The sequence below is a fragment of the Paraglaciecola sp. genome (assembly GCF_039964565.1).
Taxonomy (GTDB): domain Bacteria; phylum Pseudomonadota; class Gammaproteobacteria; order Enterobacterales; family Alteromonadaceae; genus Paraglaciecola.
This window is the reverse complement of the sequence record NZ_JBDVXF010000006.1, coordinates 91,339-113,215: the sequence shown is the minus strand read 5'-3', so window position 1 is coordinate 113,215 and position 21,877 is coordinate 91,339. Positions and strand designations below refer to the sequence as shown.

The following is a 21,877-nucleotide window of genomic DNA, read 5'->3' as shown; positions in this document are numbered from 1 at the left end:
CAAAGGAAAAATTATGACACTCGACAAACGCTACAAAAAAAGTGCGCTAGCACTATTGGTGATAAGCGCAATGCCTCTAGCACATGCTCAAGATAATGATGTCGAAATCATCCAAGTCTCAGGTATTCGAGGGTCGCTACAATCAGCGATGGATATTAAAAAAGAGAGTAGCGGTATAGTTGACGCTATCTCGGCAGAAGATATTGGTAAATTTCCAGACACCAATCTAGCAGAATCCTTACAACGTATTACCGGCGTATCTATCGACAGAAGTAATAACGAAGGTAATCAAGTTACAGTGCGTGGTTTTGGCCCTAGCTTCAACTTGGTGACGTTGAATGACCGTCAAATGCCTAACTCTTCGGCGCTGGAGTCTGCCGGAATCTCACGTAGTTTTAACTTCCGCGAATTGGCAGCAGAGAGTGTCTCTGGCGTTGAAGTTTACAAAACCGGTAAAGCACACGTCAGTTCTGGCGGTTTAGGTGCAACCATTAATGTCAAAACAGCTAAACCTTTCGACTATGATGGATTGGTTGCCATTGCGAGTGCCAAAGCTGTTATGGATACCAGCGTCGATAAAGGCGATAGCGTCACACCAGAAGTCTCCGCTATGATCAGCAACAAATTTGCTGATGGAAAACTAGGTGTTTTGGCGTCATTTTCTCATGCGCAGCGTGATAGCCATGTAGACAGAATCGGTACTCAAGGCTGGGGCAGCGGTTACCCTGGACAAACCAATCCTGATACTAGTGCAATAGATACAACGCTCAATCCTAATCTAACAACATGGCGCACTACCACTGTTGATCTTGATAACAGTGATTTCTCTCGGGAACGCCAAAATGGTCAGTTAGTTATACAATACCAAGCACTCGACTCGTTAAGAGCAACGCTTGATTACACTATGTCGCGTTTAGATGAAAGCGCGAATATGAATCGAATGAGCTTCTGGTTTGATAACGTAGCTAGCGGTGCTGCGGATGCCAACGGCACTATTATTAATCCAAGTCGCCCTAATGACGAACTTAACTTTTGGGCTTGGGAATATGCCTTTAAGACTGAAAATGATTCAATCGGACTTAATTTAGATTGGCAAGCATCTGATGCATTAAAATTCACTTTGGATGTGCATGATTCCACTTCTCATGCTAACCCAGGCGCGCTACCTGCCGAACGATTAGCAAATCTAAAAAACCCCTTTGGCGATGCCGCACCTGTGACCATTTCAGCTGATTTTTCTGGATTAACACCATCTGTTAGTTATGATGACTCAGGGCTACCAGGTGGCGCATATGCTAAGGAAAATATTGAAGGTGATCTTTATCAAGAACGTGGATATGAGATTGAAAACAATATCAATCAAGTCCAACTAAACGGTACTTGGTTAAATGTTGAAGATGGTGCATTAGACAGTATCAAATTTGGAATTAGCCGTACCATTTACGAAGTAGATACCAATAAAATTTATAGTGCCAATTTTGCCTTAGGTGGCGATGCCATGGATTTAAGTAGTTTAGACTTAAACTTTGCACCGGGTGGTATTGGTTTTGAATACGTGCCTGAATTCAGTGCCGAGCAGTTTTTAGAATTGGTCGATCAACAAGGATTACGTAATCCAACCAGTTCAAGTTTTAATGGCATTAAAGAAGAAACCAATGCTGTTTACCTAGCATTCAATTTCATCTCCGAATTCAATGGTATGGATTTCAATGCCAATGTCGGGCTTCGTTATGAGCAGACTGACGTTTCTTCTTATTCAATCAGCAATCCGGTCATTGGGTTCAATTGGATTACACCTTTGGAAATGTCAAAAATTTATGCTGCTGACGAGCTCAATGAAGAGCTCAGCGGGGACTACGATCATTACTTACCTAATTTTGATTTCAGTCTGAATTTAACAGATGACCTAATCACTCGTTTTTCCTACAGCAAAACGATAGCGCGTAGCAACATCGATGCGATGTTCCCTGCCACTAGTCTTAATGACCACTATTCAACTGGTCCATTTAAAGCCTCCCAAGGTAACCCAAGTTTACTGCCATTTGAGTCTGAAAATGTAGACTTGTCGGTCGAGTATTACTATGCAGATGCCAGCTATGTTTCCTTAGGTCACTTCCGTAAAAAAGTGGATAACTTCATCGGTCTTGGAGAAGAAGAACGTGTCATTGAAGGTCCAAATGGTCCGTTAACCAACCCTAGCGTTACGCCTCGTGGTAGTTGCCCGGAAGGTAGCGTGGCGCAACCTGTCAGTGCTTGTACCTCACAAACTAGTGATCCAGCAATTATTTGGACAGTTACTACATCTAAAAACCTCAATGCCACTAAGGTTAACGGCTGGGAATTTAACGTTCAGCATATGTTCGGCGAAACCGGTTTTGGTGCAATATTTAACTACACCAAAGTCGACAGCAGCGATGAGTATGACGTTCATAGCCTAGAAAACGACTTTGCCTTACAGGGCCTAAGTGATTCTGCAAACTTGGTTGGGTTCTACGAAATGGATAATTACCAAATCCGTATCGCTTACAATTGGCGTGACGACTTCCTATTAAGCGGCGGAATTGAACCTAAGTTTACTGAGGCCTATTCACAAATTGATATCTCCGCAAGTTACGATATTAATGACACGGTTTCGGTATTCATTGACGCCATTAACGTTACCGACGAAAACACACGTCGTCATGGTCGTTTCCAAAATCAAATTCTTGATGATGAACAGTACGGGCCTCGTTATAATCTAGGAATCCGCGCTAGATTCTAATCCCGCAATAAATCGAAAGGTCACTCCGGGTGACCTTTTATTACTTTTACCGGTGATTTGAGAAGTCTAGGGGTAACTGATATGAACAACGAAGTTCGCACAGTCGTTATAGTAGGTGGCGGCACAGCAGGTTGGATAACAGCAGGCATTCTTGCCGCTTATCAAAAAAAACACTGCGCTAAACCTCTGAAAGTTAAACTCATTGAGTCACCTAATGTCGCCACTATAGGTGTCGGTGAAGGCACTTGGCCGACCTTGCGCAATACCCTAAAAGAGATGGGGATTCGCGAAACTGACTTTATTCGTGAATGTCAGGCTACCTTTAAACAAGGCGCCAAATTTTCCAAATGGTGCACCGGTGAGGAAGATGATTTTTATTACCACCCACTAGTTTTACCTACGGGTTATCACAACATCAACCTTGCCCCACATTGGCCTTCATTGGCTCAATCTAGCTCTTTTTCAAATGCCGTTTGTGAACAGGAATCATTGTGCGAGCTGATGCGTGCGCCAAAAAATATTAGTACACCAGAATACCAAGGAATCGCTAACTATTCGTATCATCTTGATGCTGGAAAGTTTGCGACTTTTTTACAAAAACACTGCGTTACCCAGTTGGGGGTAGAACACATCCAAGATGATGTGATCAAAGTAAATAATGATGACGAAGAATTCATTAGCTCACTGAGCACTCAACAACATGGATTACTTGAAGGCGATCTTTTTATTGATTGCAGCGGTGCCAAGGCATTATTGCTAAGTCAACATTACCAAATTCCGTTTAACAGCTGCCACGATACATTGTTTTGTGATCGCGCCATCGCCGCACAAGTGCCCTACTCTGACGACAATTCGCCAATTGCATCGAACACAATTTCTACCGCAACATCCGCAGGTTGGATATGGGAGATTGGGCTACAAAATCGTAAAGGCATCGGTCATGTGTATAGTAGTCAGCACACCACTGAAGATCAGGCTCTAAGTGAATTACAGCTTTATTTAGGGCAAGAGGTTAACGACCTTAGCTCCCTTGATTACAAACAAATTAGTTTTGATCCGGGCTATCGCGAAAAACTCTGGCACAAAAACTGTGTCGCCATTGGTATGTCTGCCGGATTTGTGGAGCCACTAGAGGCCTCCTCCATCGTCCTTGCAGAAATATCCGCCAAGATGATAGCCGAACAAATGCCCCGTTGCCGCGAGGTGATGCCAATCATCGAAAAACGTTTTAATCAGACATTTACTTATCGGTGGCAAAGGATCATTGATTTTTTGAAACTGCATTACGCATTAAGTCAGCGTACTGACAGTCAATTCTGGTTAGATAATCAAGACCCTAACACCTCACCTGAGTCACTTAATGAGTTATTGGCATTGTGGAAATATCAACCGCCATGGCATGACGATTTTGATCGGGCAGTAGAAGTATTCCCATCCGCCAGTTACCAATACGTACTTTATGGCATGGGCTTTAAAAGCCACCCAAACCATAGCGGCCATTCAACATCAGCCGCAGAGTTAGCTGCTTATCACTTCAATAAGACTCGACAATCAAGCCAACAATTACTTAATCAATTACCTTGTCACCGAGAATTGATTAATAAAATTCATCAATTCGGTCTACAGACTGTTTAAGGCAACCCATGGAACAGATTCAATTACTCGACTTTCAACAACATGCCAATCTTAAAATTAGTCAAGATTTTGGTGTCCAACATGGTGACAACGTCAGCTCTATACCGGTTTTGGTCAACGAACTTGAGAAATTGGTACTCGATTACCCAATATTTTTTATTAAGGATAACGAAACAGGCCAATTTGGTTTGCATGTATTAACTGGATTCTACCCTGAACAAAATCTTTATATTAATAACGGTCTGTGGAACTCAATTTATCTCCCCTTAAATATCAGCCGCCAACCGTTCTTATTGGGTAAAAATGACGATAATACCGCTAACCAAACGGTACCTATTTTAATCAACCGCCAAAGTAGTCGCATCAACACCCATTCAGGGCACGCCATTTTTGAGTCCGATGGTAGGTTAAGTCATTACATGGAGCAGGTAAAAATAGACTTAAACCGTATCTTTAGAGGGGCACCAGCAACTCAGAGTTTTATTCAATTCGTGAGCCAGCATGGTCTGATTGAAAGCGTCAATCTGGATATTCAATTTGCTAATGGTAAATCAGAGTGTTTTCAAGGTTTGTACACAGCCAATTGCCATAAAATCAATCAACTAAAAGAAACACACATATTAGATGGAGCAAGAAATGGATATCTTGCTTATATGACATTGATAAGCGCCTCAATAGGTAACGTGAAAAAACTACTATCTGTTGCGTGATCTTTAGATTGATCTCGTCAGACAATTAACGAATAAAAGTTAAATCAAACTACTTACAACAAAGCCGTCAACTTTCATGTTAGCTAAAAACTTATTGATAGTTCGGATATCCTGCTACGCACCGATGCCTTATATCAAGAAGATGCAAGCAACATAGGATGTCTACTTGTGGTTTTTAGTCTTAATATTACTAGGCGGTGTGCAGAACACTAGGTCGTATGTACAACATACTTTTTAAGCTTTGGTAGGTTAAGTTTATAATTTAGGATACGAGAAATTTGCCACCGTATTAACTCATTATTACTAGTTAAAAATAATGAATCAAAGATTGTTAACAAAATTCATACAAACTAGTTAAATAAGGCTTTTAATTATTCGTAAATTGATTGACGCCTCAGTTTTATTAGCCTTATTATGTTTTTTGTAAACAATAAAACATAAAACAAAAATCATCTAAAATCATTGTATTTACCCTACGGCTTCACTTATGATTCATAAATGCATGACAACTAAGGAAAATTTATGAGCGGTAGCAGAGCACCAAAAATTCTCTCAGTAAAAGACCAAATTGCGGAACAAATGCGCTCAGATATCATTTCTGGCGATTTAGCACCGAATACCAAATTAAATGAAAAAGAGCTTGCCGAAAGATTCGGATTGTCCCGAGGACCTATCCGAGATGTGATATTACAGCTCACGAAGGAAGGTTTGCTTGTCTCCAAGAATAATGTTGGAGCTTCTGTGAATAGCGTGTTAGATCCAAGCCTGCAAAAACTTATGATAAGCCTAAGACGCAACATAGAAGTATTTGCTATTGAGCAATTGAAAGACAAGTTAACTGAAAAAGATTTTGGTGCCTTAGAAAAAATCCTATTTGATTTGCAAAGTGCTTTTGAACGAGAAGATTTTACCGAGGTCACAAAAATTGATATTTCTTTTCACAACTACTTAGTTCATAAAGCCGGTGGGGATGACCTAGTAAACATCTGGTATCCCTTTGTTATGCGTATGCGCTTGAACTACAAAAGAATTACGTCAGGGGTTGAGTGTGTGAATGAACATGAGGCTATTCTCAATGCGCTACGTGCGGGAGACACAGCCAAAGCCGTAAAAGGTCTTAAAGCGAATATACGTTAGTTTAATATTAAACAAGCTAGCGATATTGAGTAACCATTTTTTATGTATTCTCGATGTGAGTACTACGCTTTGCGCAATCAGCGATGTAGCAAAAGTTGTTAGAACGTAGTGCTCACATATAAGCAATGAATTAAGCTTTTGCGTGTAACGGCACTGTGGTATTTGACAGTAACGATAAATTAACCTGATGGCGCTTATTTACCACTTCTCCCACAATTGTTATGGCTGGACCTTGAAAATTTTCAGTGCGCACTCGTTGCGCAATATTCTCTAATGTTCCAACACAGACTTGCTGTTGTGTAGTGGTGGCTTGATCAATCACCGCGACGGCAGTGTTTGATGACAGTCCATGTTTTTGTAGTCGTTGCATAATAGTGTCAATACGTTTAAGTCCCATATAAAACACTAAGGTTTCGCCATGACATGCGCTAGCCCCAGCCACCAGCGCTCGCCAGTTCGGTTCGTCCCTTGCCGACTTTAAATGTGCCGTAATAAATCGCACTGATTGCGCACATTCTCGGTGTGTGAGTGGGATACCCGCATAGGCTGACGCGCCAGACGCAGCAGTAATGCCAGGCACTATGGCAAAGTCGATTTGGTGTTGAGCTAAAATGTCACACTCTTCAGCAGCTCTTGCAAAGATAGCCGGATCACCACCTTTTAAACGTACAATATTTTTACCGCTTTGCGCCACCTCTACCATCAACTGACAAATATCCGCTTGTTGCATACTGTGTTGTCCGCACTTTTTGCCGACAAAAATTCGCTCTACATGGTCTGGGATCATTTTAATGATATCGGGATTAACTAGCCAGTCGAACATTACTACATCAGTTTGCTGAATTAACCGATAAGCTTTTAACGTAAGTAGTTCCGCATCACCTGGTCCAGCACCAATCAAATACACTTCACCATTTTTACTTCGAGCACGGCGGCGCTCAAACTCTTGATTAACCAAATCGTGATCAACCCTCTTGGAAGGCTGCTTATTAGAAGTCAGATGAAGGTTCGTCAAAAGTTGTTGAATTCGCCATAATCCCCAAGCTAGGGGCGATTTTTCAATTATCATGATACTGCCTCCAAGGCGATAATATGTTGCGACGCTTGCTGCAATTTCTTAGGTTTATGTTGTTTCAAGAGTTGGCTTAACTCAGTTTTGCAAGAGCCGCAGTTAGTGCCACATTGCAGTGTTCTCCCGAGATCGTCGACTGAATCACACCCTGCATTGATGGCATCAACAATGGTATTTTCACCGACTTTAAAACAACTACATACCAATTTTCCTTGTTTGAACCGTTGGTCTGGCTGCTGGTTAAGTAAACCGTGCAGCTGTTCAGGTGTAATACTTTCATTGGTGAGTAAACTATTTATCCACCCAAGGTCAACGGTAAGATGCTTAGTTGATACAAACATGATTAACGACATTCTTCCTTGGCGCATAGCACATGTGCTATTTAAGCCACTGCTAGATGCAGTAATCCATTCATCATACAGTGGCAACTCAAGTTGCAAACTTTGCTTAATATTGGCTGGTTGTTGATCTGTTGCAAAATACACTAAATGGCCATTTTCTAATGGGCTGGTAACAAAATAATCAAAGAATTTTTTTAATAATTCGACATTAAGATTTTGCTGAATAAATAGCTGACCAGAATATTCAAACTTAGCCTTTTGTAAGCTTACCGCAGCGTGTTTCAGCTCAGGTTGCCCCGATATTTTGTCGTTTGCATCGGTAAAAAGGTGGGTAACATTGGCACTAGAAGCATTGCTCGCGCTCCAATGAATTGGAGCAAACACTTCTCCTTGGCGCTGATTGTTGTCTATGGACACAGCTAAACACACCGGTGCTGCAGGCGCATCCTTTGTTAGGATATGAGCTGCGTTGAGGCTCACTAAGTCATCGACTTTTAGCCCCAGATTATTAGCATCTTCTGGGTGTATGGCTAAATACGGCCGACTCACGTGGGAGTTTAACTCTGAAGACTTCCCTGTGCGTGTCATAGTATGCCATTGGTCGCGGATCCGCCCTGTATTCAATACAAAAGGAAAATCACTGTTAGTATGCTGTTGCGGCGCATTAAACTCGGTCACCACAAACTGTGCTTTACCACTTTGAGTATAGAACTTTCCGTCTGTAAACAATCTTTTAGTACCATATGGCGCAGCCTTATTGACTGGCCACTGTACCGGCTTTAAACGGTTGTATTGGGTGTCTGTTAACTCAGAAAGAGCAGATAAATCTAAGTCACGGCTGCCGTTATTTTCAAATTGTGTTAGCCCTGCATACTCGGCAAATATCTCACTAGATGACTCAAAGTTAAAACCAGATGCAAACCCCATCGCTTTGGCAACATCACAAATAATTTTCCAATCATGCTTTGCTTCCCCAGCAGCGGGTAACAAGCCTCGTTGACGAGAAATCCGACGTTCAGAATTAGTCACTGTGCCGTCTTTTTCTGACCAACCTGTTGCAGGTAATGCGATATGAGCATAATCCAGAGTATCGTTTTTAGCGACACAATCAGATACCACTACTAGCTCACATTTTTTGAGCGCATCAGCAATTTTTTGGCGGTTGGGCATACTCACCATTGGGTTAGTCGCCATCACCCATACCGCTTTAACTTTGCCGGTGTTAATATTGTCAAACAAGTCGACCGCTTTAAAACCCGGTTTTGCGGCAATTGTGGGAGATTGCCAATAAGTTTGCACGGTTTGTCTGTGCTCAGGGTTGTCGATATTCATATGGCAAGCCAACATGTTTGCCAACCCGCCTACTTCTCTGCCCCCCATCGCATTTGGCTGACCCGTTAATGAGAAGGGCCCACAGCCTTCTCGTCCTATCTTTCCTGTAGCTAAGTGAGTGTTGATAATACTATTGGCTTTATCTGTACCTGAGCTTGATTGGTTGACACCCATACTATAAGCAGTCACTACCTTGTCGGTTTGTGCAAATAATCGGTAAAAATTCAACAACTCTAATTCGCCAATGTCGCATTGCTTGGCTACCTTAGTCAGTGTCCAAGACTGACAATGGTCAATGACCTGTTCAAAACCTTGAGTATGGGAGGAAATATAGGCTGTATTTAGCGCCTTATCGCTGTCTAAATGCGCCAATAAACCATTAAACAAAGCGACATCAGTGCCAGGTTTAATTTTAAGATGAAAGTCTGCAAGTTCTGATGTCGCGGTTGTGCGCGGATCAATTGTGATTACTTGCATGTCGGGGTTGAGCCTTTTGGCTCTTTCTATGCGTTGAAACAAAACGGGGTGTGTCCACGCAGCGTTCGAGCCCACCAATATCAGCAGTTCGGCCTGTTCAAGATCTTCGTAACAACAAGGCACTGCATCGGCGCCAAATGCACGTGTATAGGCAGCCACTGCAGACGACATACACAACCTCGAGTTAGTATCGATATTGGCGCTACCTATGTAGCCCTTCATGAGTTTATTGGCAACATAATAGTCTTCAGTCAACAATTGACCGGAAACATAAAACGCCACTGAATCGGGTCCATGATCGTCAATCAGTTGCTTAAATTTAGTGGCTACTTTCGCTATCGCGTCGTCCCAGCTGGTTTTTTCACCAGCAATCATAGGATTAAGCAAACGACCGGATACTGAATTGGTTTCTAGTAACTTATTACCCTTAACGCATAAACGTCCGAAATTAGCGGGGTGATCACTACTTCCCTTTAAATCAGTTAACTTATTGTCGGCGGTAGTTTGCACCTCTACGCCACAACCCACTCCACAATAAGGGCAAGTGGTGTTGAGCAAGGAGGCGCGGGTACCCAGATTACTTTTAAGCATAGTTAGACTCTTGGTACGATTCATTGCGACTTATCACGGGACTAGAAGACATCAATTAGTCAACCAACTGTAACTGCACTTGATCTTGTTCGATTCGCACCGGATACACCCTCAACTTAAGCGCTTCATCTTCTAAACACTGCCCAGACGCTAAGCAATAACGTTGCTTGTATAGAGGAGAAATGATCACCTTAATATTGTCTACCGAACCCAATAAGCCACGATATAACACATTGGCTTTGCCGATAGGATCCCAATTACTGACTGCAAAAACCTGTTCACCATCAGCCGTTTTGACCTTAAACAACGCAATTTGTTGTTCGTCTAACAAGGCGCAAACACCTGAGTTTGCGACTAAGTCAGCGCCGCTACATACTGTTATCCAGTTATTTGAAGTACTCATTACATGTCTCCTTAAACAAGCTCAACGGCGAGTTCAGTTTCTTGGGATTGCGAACTTTGTATTGTGTTAAACTGCTGTTTTTCAGATTCTGTTGCGGGGCGTATTTGTTGGCGTTCTTCAACAAAAACGATGTTCAAATCAGACTTATCACTATTCACAAATTGACGGAAACGTTTACGTGACTCTTGGGTTTCAATAGCTGTTTTCCATTCACACTGGTAGGTATCCACCACATGTTGCATTTGTGCTTCTAGCTCTGCACATAATCCTAGTGAATCTTCAATCACCACTTGTTGCAAGTACTCTAGCCCCCCTTCTAAGCTTTCTAACCATACTGAGGTACGTTGTAAACGATCTCCGGTTCTGACGTAAAACATCAGAACACGATCAATATATTTGACTAAGGTCGCGGTATCTAAATCCGTCGCAAACAAATCACCATGGCGGGGCTTCATGCCGCCATTACCACAGACATACAAATTCCACCCGTTTTCTGTGGCGATGATGCCTATGTCTTTGCTTTGCGCTTCTGCACACTCGCGTGTACAACCCGAGACTGCAAATTTAATTTTGTGAGGCGCCCGTAGTCCTTTGTAGCGGTTTTCTAAATCGATGGCTTGGCCTACTGAGTCTTGCACACCGTAACGACACCAATTACTGCCAACACAGGACTTCACCGTTCTCAGAGACTTGGCATAGGCATGCCCGGTTTCAAAACCGGCTTCGATAAGTATCTGCCATATATCCGGAAGTTGTTCGACACGCGCACCAAATAAATCGATGCGCTGCCCTCCGGTAATTTTGGTATATAAATTGTAGTCCTTGGCTACCTGCCCTAACACAAGGAGTTTATCAGGCGTAATCTCGCCTCCTGCGATTCGGGGAACCACTGAATAGGTGCCATCTTTTTGCATATTACCTAAATAAGTATCGTTGGTATCTTGCAAACTGACATGATCTGGTTTGAGTACAAAATCATTCCAAACTGACGCTAGGATAGAGGCGCTTGCAGGTTTACATATTTCACAACCTAAACCTTTACCATGCTTATCTAATAGTTCATCAAAGGTTTTGATACTCCCCACCTTGACTAGGTGAAACAGCTCTTGTCGTGAATACGCAAAATGTTCGCAGATGTCTTTTTTAACTTCTACACCACGTTTTGTCAGTTCACTGTCGACTACGGTCTTAAGCAGCGCCGTACAGCCACCACAACCGGTACTGGCTTTAGTGCAGGATTTAATGTCCGCCAAATTACAACTTCCTGTATCAAAGGCTTCAATAATGTCGCCTTTCGAAACGTTGTGACAGGAACAAATTGTGGCGCTGTCAGGTAAAGCGTCAGCCCCTAAAGCGGGCGCGGCATCAGCTCCGGCGGGTAAAATTAAACTTTCAGGGTGTGCAGGTAACTCAATATCATTCAATGCATACTGCAATAAGGTATCGTAATCACTGGTGTCGCCAATAAGCACCGCACCGAGTAACTTTTTCTGTTGTGCATCAACCACAACTTTCTTGTAGATTTCTAATGGCTGGTTTTCATAGGTGTAACACAAGGCGCCCTGGGTTCTGGCATGAGCATCACCAATCGAACCTACTTCGACACCCATGAGTTTTAGTTTGGTGCTCATATCTGCACCTTGGAAAGTCAACTCGCCACCAATAATATGGCTAGCTGCGGCTCTGGCCATAGTGTACCCAGGCGCCACTAAACCAAATATGAAATTATTCCACAACGCACACTCACCAATCGCGTATATATCCGCGTCACTGGTTAAACAATGGTCATTGACGACTATTCCACCGCGCTCACCTATGGCGATATCAAATTCCCGCGCCAATGCATCTTGTGGTCGAATACCTGCCGAGAATAAGATCATATCGGTTTCTAACACTTCACCATCGGCAAAACACATTTTGTAGCGACAAATTTCACCTTCCTCAATGCTTTGGGTCGCTTTTTGGGTATGAACTTTTACACCTAGCTCTTCGATTTTATTGCGAAGTACCCGGCCTCCACCGTTATCGACTTGCACGGCCATTAGCTGGGGTGCAAATTCGACGACATGAGTTTGCAATCCTGCTTCTTTTAAAGCGTTAGCGGCTTCTAAACCTAATAGTCCGCCACCGACTACGACCCCTACTTTACTTTCGGCAGCTGATGCACTGATATTTTCAAGATCTTCTATGGTGCGGTAAACCAAACAATGAGGTCGGTCATTGCCAGGAATTGGGGGAACAAAAGGATAAGATCCAGTAGACAACACCAATTTGTCGTACTCAAACTCTTCACCAGCTGCGGTTGTAACAGTTTTGGTTACCTTGTTGATATGCACAACTTTGGCGTTTAAAGCGAACTTAATATTGTGCTCTTGGTAATATTCCGGGGTTGTTAACGCCAACTCTTCAGCGGTTTTTCCAGAAAAATATTCCGATAAATGTACTCGGTCGTAGGCTAACCTAGGCTCGGCTGACAACACCACTACGTCTAACTGAGACTCACTGTTTGCATTATTTTCTTGTATCAATTGGTCAACAAAATGATGGCCTACCATGCCATTGCCTACTACTACTATTCGCATGTTATTCCTGTTAAGACCACTATTTAAGTTAGACATGTGTCACCTCTGCTTTTTCTGAGCACAAAAAAAAGCCCACCATTCCAGTTCAGGAATAGGTGGGCTTCTTTGCCACGTCACCTTGCATGCTGTTTTGCACACCAGGTGAAAATTTAATTTTGCGAACACCGGATTTACTTAGTTCACATTCTTATACAAAAGCATATACAGAATTAGTGCCAACTTTTAATTACTTACAATTCAATCAGTTATAAGTTTCTAACTGGGGTTACTTAGCCAGAATTGCTCCTATTCAATGCATTAGCACCAACTTAGGGCGTCAAAAAACAACTTAATTCTGTTGCGTTGATGAATAAAGCAAGGCTATTCTGCGCAGTAGTTTTGCATTAATTGAAAAGGGAAGATTTACAACATGACTTTATTAAAAGCACTCACATTCAGTACCAGCCTATTATTTACCCTAGGAATTCAAGCTGCTTCAGTATGGAAAGTATCAAACGAACAGCATAGTCTTTATATAGGCGGTACTATTCACTTTTTAACGCCAAAAGATTATCCATTAGCGAAAGAATATGAAATGGCATTTGAGGCCTCGGATAAAGTAATATTTGAAACTGATATGCAAGAGGTACGCTCACCAGAATTTGCTCAAAAAATGATGAAAAAGTTGATGTATAGCGACGGCACGACCATTAATACTGTATTAAATCCCGAGACGTACAAAGCACTAGCGGTACACTTGTCATCCCGAAAAATGCCCATGGCTGCGTTTGCGTCCCACAAGCCTAATTTTCTGGCTATATCTCTGACTGTTTTTGAATTACAAGCTATGGGTTATACCAGCGAAGGGGTAGATATGTTTTACGCCAATAAAGCAAAGAAAAACAATAAGCAACAAGGGTGGTTAGAAACACCAGATGAACAACTTTCTTTTATGGCTAATTTAGGGGGAGATGATCCCAACGTAATGGTCGAATACACGCTCAAAGATATTAAGAAAATGCCTGAATTGTTAGGTAAGTTGCATTCCACGTGGTTATCAGGGGATATGCAGGGCATGGCAGAGGTCGGCATTACGCCTTTTAAAACAGAGTACCCCGAAATCTATCAGGACCTATTAGTCACACGTAATAACAATTGGATGCCAAAAATAGTCGACATGCTAAATGACCAACCGGTTGAATTCATCTTAGTTGGCGCATTGCATCTTTCTGGACCCGATAGCGTATTAGCAAAACTAGAGGCTAAAGGATACAAAATCGAAAAACTCTAAAACGAGTGCGATATTCAATAGTAAAAATGGACTAGATGTGCGTTACAAATATCAAGAATTTGCTGTTGTTTGTATACGCAACTCCCCATAACAAAGTGAGACCCTGGCACGACATGTCATGGAAACATCGCAGTGAATAGTTAAATTTAAAGCCTCAAGTTAACAGCTCAATATTTAATAAAAACAGTTAAAACTCAACGGCTACAGGTATCGGTTTACGTTAATTTTTGCGATAGTACATATTCTTCGTTCACCTGTGAATTATCCCATTTTAATAAGGTAGTAAAATCGTCAATGATCCAAAGTTGTGACACTCCCAATCCCAATGGTTCTGCTTTGCTAGGAATAAAAGACGCCATAGAAAAAATGTTGGCGCAAATTGTTACAGTCAGAGATCACCAAAGCCTGCCACTTATTGAGGGGCTTGGTAGAGTATTGGTCGAAGACGTCATATCACCTATAGATGTGCCTCCAGCAGATAATTCAGCAATGGATGGTTATGCGCTGCGTCACCAAGATTTAAAGCACAGCAATACACTTCTAATGGCTGGAACAGCGTTGGCAGGACAACCCTACCCTAACACTCTCTTGCCTGGACAATGTGTCAGGATCATGACCGGCGCAGTCATTCCAGATGGTGCAGATGCAGTGGTGATGCAAGAAAACACCACTACAAATGGCGACACAGTTGAATTTAAAGAGCTTGTGCAAAAAGGTAGTAGTATTCGCCAAGCCGGCGAAGATATTCAGCGATCACAGATTGTCGTAGAGAAAGGCACTCAACTGAAAGCGGCACATTTAGCTTTGATTGCCTCCGTAGGTGTCGCTCAAATTACGGTTACACGTAAATTAAAAGTTGCCCTGATTGCGACAGGGGACGAATTGACTGCCCCAGGAGAAAAGTTATCCCAAGGTGCAATTTATGAAAGTAATCGCTTTGCATTACTTGCTTTATTAGCTGACTTTCCGGTTGACGTTATCGACTTAGGTATAGTCAAAGATGACAAGGCCAGTTTATTAGCGGCGTTTAAACAAGCTGATCAAAACTGTGATTTAGTGATTTCCTGTGGTGGCGTTTCAGTGGGCGAAGCTGACTTCGTCAAAGAGGTTTTATCGCAGTTAGGCTCAATTAGTTTTTGGAAAGTCGCCATTAAGCCAGGAAAACCTTTTGCTTTTGGAAAACTGAATAAGGCTTGGTTTTGTGGATTACCCGGTAATCCGGTTTCTTCATTTGTGACATTTCAACAACTGGTTACCCCGGTTTTACAAAAGTTAAGCGGTCAAAACATCACATCGACTCCACACTTTGTAGCGAAAGCCGCCTGCTTGATCCGTAAACGACCAGGGCGAGCGGATTTCCAACGCGGTATATTTTATCGCGATGAGAATGCCCAATTATGGGTAAAACCTAATGGAAAACAAGGTTCGGGGATTATGAGCTCTATTGCAAACGCTAATTGTTATATGATTTTAGATCGCGAATCTGACGACATTCAATTAGGGGAAAGTGTGAATATCCAACCTTTTTAAACTAAGTGTAAGCCAATTACCTTAGCGTAGTTTCAATTTAACCAACAAAATAAGAAGCAGAATTTGTGGCCTTTAAAAAAGAACTAAGAACAATTTGTCATTTAGCGTGGCCATTACTGGTTGCGCAAATTACACAAACTTTAATGGGGGTGTCGGACACCATTATGGCGGGTCGCTATTCTGCAACCGACATGGCAGCTGTAGCTATAGGATTTGGATTTACGTTACCCATTATTGTATTTATTCAAGGGATCACCCTAGCGTTACCGGCAATCATTTCGCGCTTTAATGGTGCCAAACAGATTGATAGAGTCGCCAATTACACACAACAAATGGTGTGGCTGGCATTAATTTTTTCATTGCTTGCAGTATTATTTGGTTTTGTATTTGAACCTTTAATGCAATACATCCAAATGGAAGAGGACTTAAGGCGTATTACTATCGACTACATTCATTATATTTTGTATTCGATGCCAGCTTTCGCTCTGTACCAAGTCCTTAGAAATTATTGTGAAGGCTTGTCCATTACCAAACCTAGTATGTTAATTATGGGGATTGGTTTGTTGGTCAATATTCCTGCTAACTATGTGCTTATTTACGGAAAGTTTGGCTTACCTGAAATGGGAGGAGCTGGGTGTGGTGTAGCTACGGCATTAGTATTTGTAGCGATGTTTATCGCAACGTGGTTATACACACTCAAATCACAAAAGTTGGCTAAGTACGATTTGTATAAGCAATTATATGGCCCGCATTTTAAAGATATGTTGGAATGCCTCAAATTAGGCTTACCTATCGCTATGACGATCTTATTTGAGGTGACATTATTTGCGGCTGTCGCAATTTTATTAGCGCCATTTGGCTCAATCGTAGTGGCATCACACCAAGTCGCACTCAACTTTTCAGCCTTGATGTTTATGATCCCCCTAAGTATTGGCATGGCGACCAGCATCCGTATCGGGCATTTACTTGGGGAACAAAACCCTGAACAGGCCAAAATAGCCACAAAATGTGCATTCGTTTTAGGTATCAGTATCGCTGCGTGCACCGCTACTTTATCTGTTTTGGGGCGTGAATTTATTGCCAAGTTATACAGTATTGATCCGCCAGTCATTGAGTTGGCTTCAGGTCTATTATTATTGGCCGCGATGTTTCAATTTTCAGACGCAGTGCAGGTCATATCAGGTACGGCTCTGCGCGGGTATAAAGATACCACTGCGATGTTCTATTTGAGTTTTGTTTCCTATTGGGTGGTTGGTATGAGCATTGGTTGTATTTTAGGTCTGACCGATTGGATAGTGCCGCAAATGGCAGCCGCTGGTTTTTGGGTAGGATTTATTTGTGGATTAAGTACCGCTGCTGTCACCTTAGGATTAAGGCTCAAATACATCCAAAATAAAACCGCACAACTTGATACGATTGCCATCTAAAAGGGATCTCACATGCAGTTACTGGATATAGCCGTTCGCCCAAAATCAAGAGCCCCTATGCAAACCAAGTTTGAATTGATGGTAAGCAAGGTTGCAGGTTTGGAGGATGATTTTAGGGGTAAACCAGGCAAACGTCAGGTAACTGTGCTTAGTTTTGAACAGTGGCGACTGGCTTGCAATGAATTGGGGTGCGAACTGCCATGGACCACTCGGCGCGCTAACTTATTGGTCGAAGGGATAAGCTTTAATTCCAGCATGGTAGGACAACAAATTAAAATTGGACAATTGCGATTATTAATCACTCGCGAGACCGATCCCTGCCCCAGAATGGATGCTCAGCATCAAGGGTTAACTCAAGCTCTTACCCCTGATTGGCGTGGTGGTGTGTGTTGTAGAGTAATAGCAGATGGTCGCATCAAAGTGGGAGATCCCATCAAAATCCTTGGTGGATGATATAAAAAAGTTTATTATTGAGTTTGTAACTCACCAACCAAGTTGAAATTATTTATGAAAATCTCTTATTTATTAATTGTTGTATCCGCCCTTGCCTTTTCACCTCAAAGTCATGCCGAAGGCTGGTTAGACTCAATTAAAAGCATGTTGGGAATGGAATCTGAATCAGCATCAATGCCAAATGTAGCGGATATGATTAGTTCTGTAAGCGAATCTGTTGGAATAGATGAATCTCAAGCAGAAGGCAGCTTAGCGTCAATTTTTAATTATGCTAAGGACAATATATCGTCTGAGCAATTCAGTAGTTTGAGTGAGTCACTTCCGGGCCTAGATTCGTTGATGGATGCTGTACCGAATATTAGCGAAGTCACGTCAGAAGGCGGCTTAAATGGATTGATGGACAAAGCGGCTAGTTATAATGACTCTCTAAAAGCCATGAACGAACTTAAAAAGCAATTTGAAGCGTTAGGCTTAAGCCCTGAAATGATTACCCAAGTCATCGCTAGTGCTAAAGCGTATTTAGATACAGACGAAGGCAAAAAAATCAAAGATCAATTGATGCAAGGCCTAAGTAAACTAGCCATCTAAAACGAACGTCTTAGGTTCTTCACTTTCCGTCTAATAACTTGATAATTAGACGGAATTTCCCTTCAAACCACTCCGTTATTTAAAATTAAACATCAAAAAACATTTGCTGAATCTTCATATTCCACCCATAGTAGCTAGGAATTATTATTTCACTATAAGGAAGCAAAATGGATTCAGTTGAAACACAATTACAAACCTTCTACGACAAAGCTATCACCTTAGCGACAGAATACGGCAGTCAATTTATTCTGGCGTTGATCGTACTGATTGTAGGCCTGTGGATTATTGGCAAACTCAGTGATGTGGTTAGACGTTACTCAATAAAAGGGTTACCCGACGAAACCTTAGCAAAATTTTTAACTAATATTTTTGAAGTTGTATTAAAAGTACTGTTAGTCATAAGCGTTGCGTCGATGATTGGCATCGAAACGACCTCATTTATCGCAATCCTAGGTGCGGCAGGTTTAGCTGTTGGCTTGGCACTTCAAGGCAGTTTATCTAACTTTGCGGGTGGAGTGATGGTGCTTATATTTCGCCCATTCAAAGTAGGCGATTATGTTGGAGCTCAGGGACTAGAAGGTGTAGTGACTGATATTGGCATTTTTGTCACAACTTTTATGACCTTCGACAAACGTATCATTATTGTGCCAAACGGCCCATTAGCAAACGGTAATATTATTAATTACACTGCCAGTGATGTTAGAGCGGTAGAGATATCCATAGGTATTTCTTACTCTGACGACATTGCAAAAGGAAAAGCCGCAATGGAAGCTGTGCTAAAAAACGATCCTAGAGTATTACAAGATGAAGGTAACGTAGTGGCTGTGGTTGATTTAGGCTCTAGCTCAGTTGACTTTTTAGTCAGAGCGTTCGCCAAAACAGATGACTATTGGGATTTGTATTTTGATATTCGTCCAGCCCTTAAGGCTGCTGTAGAAGAAGCAGGTTTAACTATTCCATTCCCACAACGGGATATACATATGATCCAAGACAGTGCTCAAGATTAAGGAAGTACCTTAAAAATTTGCTACTAGTATTGGCGACATAGTAAAAGGCGCATTCATTATATTCATAGTGAACTGCGCCTATTTTATTGCTAACTCAACATCTTTAGTCCAGTTAAATTTAAGCTTCAAAATCTTACTTTTTTGATCCCAATAGCCTACTTGTGAAGAATCTGAAAAGGTCTGTATATTGTCCACCAATTCAACCGCTTTGTGATTAACTAAAATGACTTTGGGTTTCTGCTGCCAGTTATGAACCATCATAGTTAATGCCCTAGTGTTCGGCATTGTAGGATATTGTCCCTGACGCTTGAGGTTAAAACTAATTTGCGTTTTGTTTTGTCGGCTATCAAAAGTTAACTTTTCATAGTGTTTATTTTTTATCGCATTAGGATCTACGCCGTCATCGTCATACATCACACCCGTTGAGAACTTCACTGATGTATCTGCGTAATAATGCAGCATCAAACTTTGTGTTGTGTAAAAATCTGTGGATTGCACCGGCTCAACCATAGGAATAAATGAGCCGCCACGGACCATTACTGGCAGCTTTTCTAGTTGATTGGTCAATTCAACCGTTTGATTACCTAGGTATTTTTTATCTGTCCAATAGTCAAACCAGACCCCTTGAGGTAAGTCCATTGAGACAACTGCAAGGTTAGGCTCGGTAATAGGTTTTACGAAAAACGCGTTGCCCCAAAAGTAACTGTCTGCAATATCAATCAATTTCGGGTTGGATAAGTCCTCAAAAAATACCGGACGCATTAACGGCATACCTGTTAGGCTGTTTTCGTAAGCTAGCGAGTAATTGTAAGGCAACATCGAATAGCGCAGTTTGACGTATTCCCGCAAAATATCTTTGGTTTGTTTGTCATGGAATATCGGCTCTGGGGCAATATTATCTTGAGCGTGAGGTCTAAATACCGGCTGAAATACGCCATATTGTAGCCAGCGTATATAGAGTTCTTGATCAAAGGTTTCACCACCGGCAAAACCACCCAAATCTGAATGGGTATACCCAAAACCCAGAAGACTCATTTGCAATGACAACTCGACCTGCGGTTTTAAACCATCCCAAGAACGACTCACATCGCCTGTCCATGGGATCATCCCATAACGCTGTGACCCCACAAAACCCGAGCGCATCATAATAAATGGACGTTGCTCTGGTGCAATAGCCAACTGGTTATCGTAGACTCTTTTTGCCCACATGTGCCCATAGGCGTTGTGGATTTCGTCTCCCGTTACTTGGAGTCCATTAAAATTATGTATGCTGTCGCCAGGGTGCACCTCTGGCTCCCCTAAATCGCCCCACCAGCCTGCCACACCTTGGGCAAACAAATCGCTATAGATATCAGTAAACCAGTTGCTGGCCTGTTGATCAAAGACATCTATCAACCCGGTATTTCCAAAGTAGAAATCAAAGCGGCGCGGTGCACCCGCATGGTTTTTCGCTAAGACATGATTATCGACCGCTTGTTGCCACTTATCTGAACTAGACAAAATAAAGGGTTCAGTGATGAGTATTGTTTTTACTCCGTTGGCACTAAAGTCTGCCATCATTTTTTGTGGTTTTGGAAAAGTGTCCGTATCCCAGTCTAAGTTTCCCATATGACCTTTTATATCCTTGCCAAACCAATATAGATCTAAAACCACTGCATCCAACGGGAAGTCTTGACTGATAAATTCCTGAACGGTATTTCGTGTTTGTTGCTCAGTTTTATACCCAAATCGAGAGGCAAAATTACCTAGCGACCAACGGGGCGGCAATGGTTGATTACCTGTAATGGCTACGAAATTTTTGACTACATCCGGCGCATCAATGCCAGCAACGACTACATATGCAGTACGCCCAGCCACTGCTTCAAATTGCATAACATCTGGCTCGGTATGACCTAAGTCCATATAACCACTGGCTGAATTATCAAAAATCAAAGCATAGTTACGATTAGATAAAATCGCAGACAGCCCAAAATACATTTGGTTTGATTCGGAGGTGTAACCGTAATGGGCTTTATTATATAAAGGAAAACGCTGCCCTCGCCGGTCCATTCCTAAGACTCGCTGGCCACCACCAATTAATTTTTCATCAGGTTGTAACTTAAAACGAAAACCTCGTTGTGTGTCCTGCAAAAATAGACCAACTTCTTCTTCAAGTAGTAATTTTTCAGCTTGGTAGTAACGTATTTTAAATGGAGATTTATCGATAATAGCGGTTAATTTTCCAGTACTGACTTGTACTGTATCGAGGTTACTTTTTACAGCTAACGCTAATATTTCTGAGTCATCATCAAGGGCAAACGAAGGTAACTGTTTAGTGTTGTTAGGCTGATAAAACACCTCAAAAGCATCAGCCGAACGCGCGCTAAGTGACACCTGACCTTGATCAGTTGAAATAATCATCACATTAGCTTCAAGTCTATGATTTTGGTACTCTGCAGCCTGAAGCAAAGAGCCAAAAAACATTAAACTAAGCAGTATCAATGACTTAATTAGTGGCGTTTTAGCTTGGTGGTTAACAATCGAATTTTTATTTAAAAACATAATGATGGTCTTCTAGGGAA

15 protein-coding genes are annotated in these 21,877 nt (G+C 41.9%); 10 read left to right on the top strand and 5 right to left on the bottom strand.

Annotated elements, in window-relative coordinates; all coding sequences use genetic code 11:
• The first annotated feature begins 13 nt into the window (after positions 1-13).
• The 4 genes from ABJK37_RS03480 to ABJK37_RS03465 all read left to right on the top strand — a co-directional run bounded on the left by ABJK37_RS03480 (position 14) and on the right by ABJK37_RS03465 (position 6,243).
• Positions 14-2,761, top strand: a complete 2,748-nt coding sequence (locus tag ABJK37_RS03480; protein WP_348350157.1) for a TonB-dependent receptor — start codon at positions 14-16, stop codon at positions 2,759-2,761.
• Between the two features lie 81 nt (positions 2,762-2,842).
• The gene (locus tag ABJK37_RS03475) at positions 2,843-4,396 is read left to right on the top strand and encodes a tryptophan halogenase family protein (protein WP_348350155.1); all 1,554 of its coding nucleotides are present in this window, start codon (positions 2,843-2,845) and stop codon (positions 4,394-4,396) included.
• 8 nt (positions 4,397-4,404) lie between these two features.
• The gene (locus ABJK37_RS03470; protein ID WP_348350153.1) at positions 4,405-5,106 is read left to right on the top strand and encodes a SapC family protein; all 702 of its coding nucleotides are present in this window, start codon (positions 4,405-4,407) and stop codon (positions 5,104-5,106) included.
• A gap of 522 nt (positions 5,107-5,628) precedes the next feature.
• The gene (locus ABJK37_RS03465) at positions 5,629-6,243 is read left to right on the top strand and encodes a GntR family transcriptional regulator (protein ID WP_348350151.1); all 615 of its coding nucleotides are present in this window, start codon (positions 5,629-5,631) and stop codon (positions 6,241-6,243) included.
• A 130-nt stretch (positions 6,244-6,373) separates the two neighbouring features.
• Here ABJK37_RS03465 and cobA read toward each other — a convergent pair whose 3' ends face one another.
• From cobA to nirB, 4 genes are read right to left on the bottom strand one after another with little or no spacing between them, the layout of a single operon-like run.
• The gene (gene cobA, locus ABJK37_RS03460) at positions 6,374-7,312 is read right to left on the bottom strand and encodes a uroporphyrinogen-III C-methyltransferase (RefSeq protein WP_348350149.1); all 939 of its coding nucleotides are present in this window, start codon (positions 7,310-7,312) and stop codon (positions 6,374-6,376) included.
• A complete protein-coding gene (locus tag ABJK37_RS03455) occupies positions 7,309-10,056 on the bottom strand; it encodes a nitrate reductase (RefSeq protein ID WP_348350147.1) in 2,748 nt (915 codons plus the stop codon). The genes cobA and ABJK37_RS03455 overlap by 4 nt, the downstream gene beginning before the upstream one ends.
• A 55-nt stretch (positions 10,057-10,111) precedes the next feature.
• Entirely contained in the window at positions 10,112-10,459 is a 348-nt protein-coding gene (nirD, locus tag ABJK37_RS03450) for a nitrite reductase small subunit NirD (protein WP_348350145.1), read from the bottom strand.
• Between the two features lie 11 nt (positions 10,460-10,470).
• Positions 10,471-13,077 (bottom strand): nitrite reductase large subunit NirB, encoded by a 2,607-nt coding sequence (gene nirB / locus ABJK37_RS03445; RefSeq protein ID WP_348350143.1) that lies wholly within the window; start codon positions 13,075-13,077, stop codon positions 10,471-10,473.
• 373 nt (positions 13,078-13,450) lie between these two features.
• Here nirB and ABJK37_RS03440 point away from each other — a divergent pair, with 373 nt between their 5' ends.
• The 6 genes from ABJK37_RS03440 (at position 13,451) to ABJK37_RS03415 (ending at position 19,316) form a co-directional block, all read left to right on the top strand.
• Positions 13,451-14,311, top strand: coding sequence for a TraB/GumN family protein (locus tag ABJK37_RS03440; RefSeq protein WP_348350141.1), 861 nt, complete (start codon positions 13,451-13,453; stop codon positions 14,309-14,311).
• A 294-nt stretch (positions 14,312-14,605) separates the two neighbouring features.
• Positions 14,606-15,841: a molybdopterin molybdotransferase MoeA gene (gene moeA, locus ABJK37_RS03435; protein ID WP_348350139.1), complete on the top strand. Its 1,236-nt coding sequence runs from the start codon at positions 14,606-14,608 to the stop codon at positions 15,839-15,841.
• Positions 15,842-15,906: 65 nt separating this feature from the next.
• Entirely contained in the window at positions 15,907-17,268 is a 1,362-nt protein-coding gene (locus ABJK37_RS03430; protein WP_348350137.1) for an MATE family efflux transporter, read from the top strand.
• Positions 17,269-17,280: 12 nt separating this feature from the next.
• A complete protein-coding gene (locus tag ABJK37_RS03425; protein ID WP_348350135.1) occupies positions 17,281-17,721 on the top strand; it encodes an MOSC domain-containing protein in 441 nt (146 codons plus the stop codon).
• 54 nt (positions 17,722-17,775) lie between these two features.
• Positions 17,776-18,309, top strand: a complete 534-nt coding sequence (locus tag ABJK37_RS03420; protein ID WP_348350133.1) for a DUF2780 domain-containing protein — start codon at positions 17,776-17,778, stop codon at positions 18,307-18,309.
• Positions 18,310-18,476: 167 nt separating this feature from the next.
• Entirely contained in the window at positions 18,477-19,316 is an 840-nt protein-coding gene (locus ABJK37_RS03415) for a mechanosensitive ion channel domain-containing protein (protein ID WP_348350131.1), read from the top strand.
• Between the two features lie 78 nt (positions 19,317-19,394).
• On the opposite strand, the gene ABJK37_RS03410 is transcribed toward ABJK37_RS03415, so the two are convergent.
• Entirely contained in the window at positions 19,395-21,857 is a 2,463-nt protein-coding gene (locus tag ABJK37_RS03410) for a TIM-barrel domain-containing protein (RefSeq protein ID WP_348350129.1), read from the bottom strand.
• Positions 21,858-21,877: the final 20 nt, after the last annotated feature.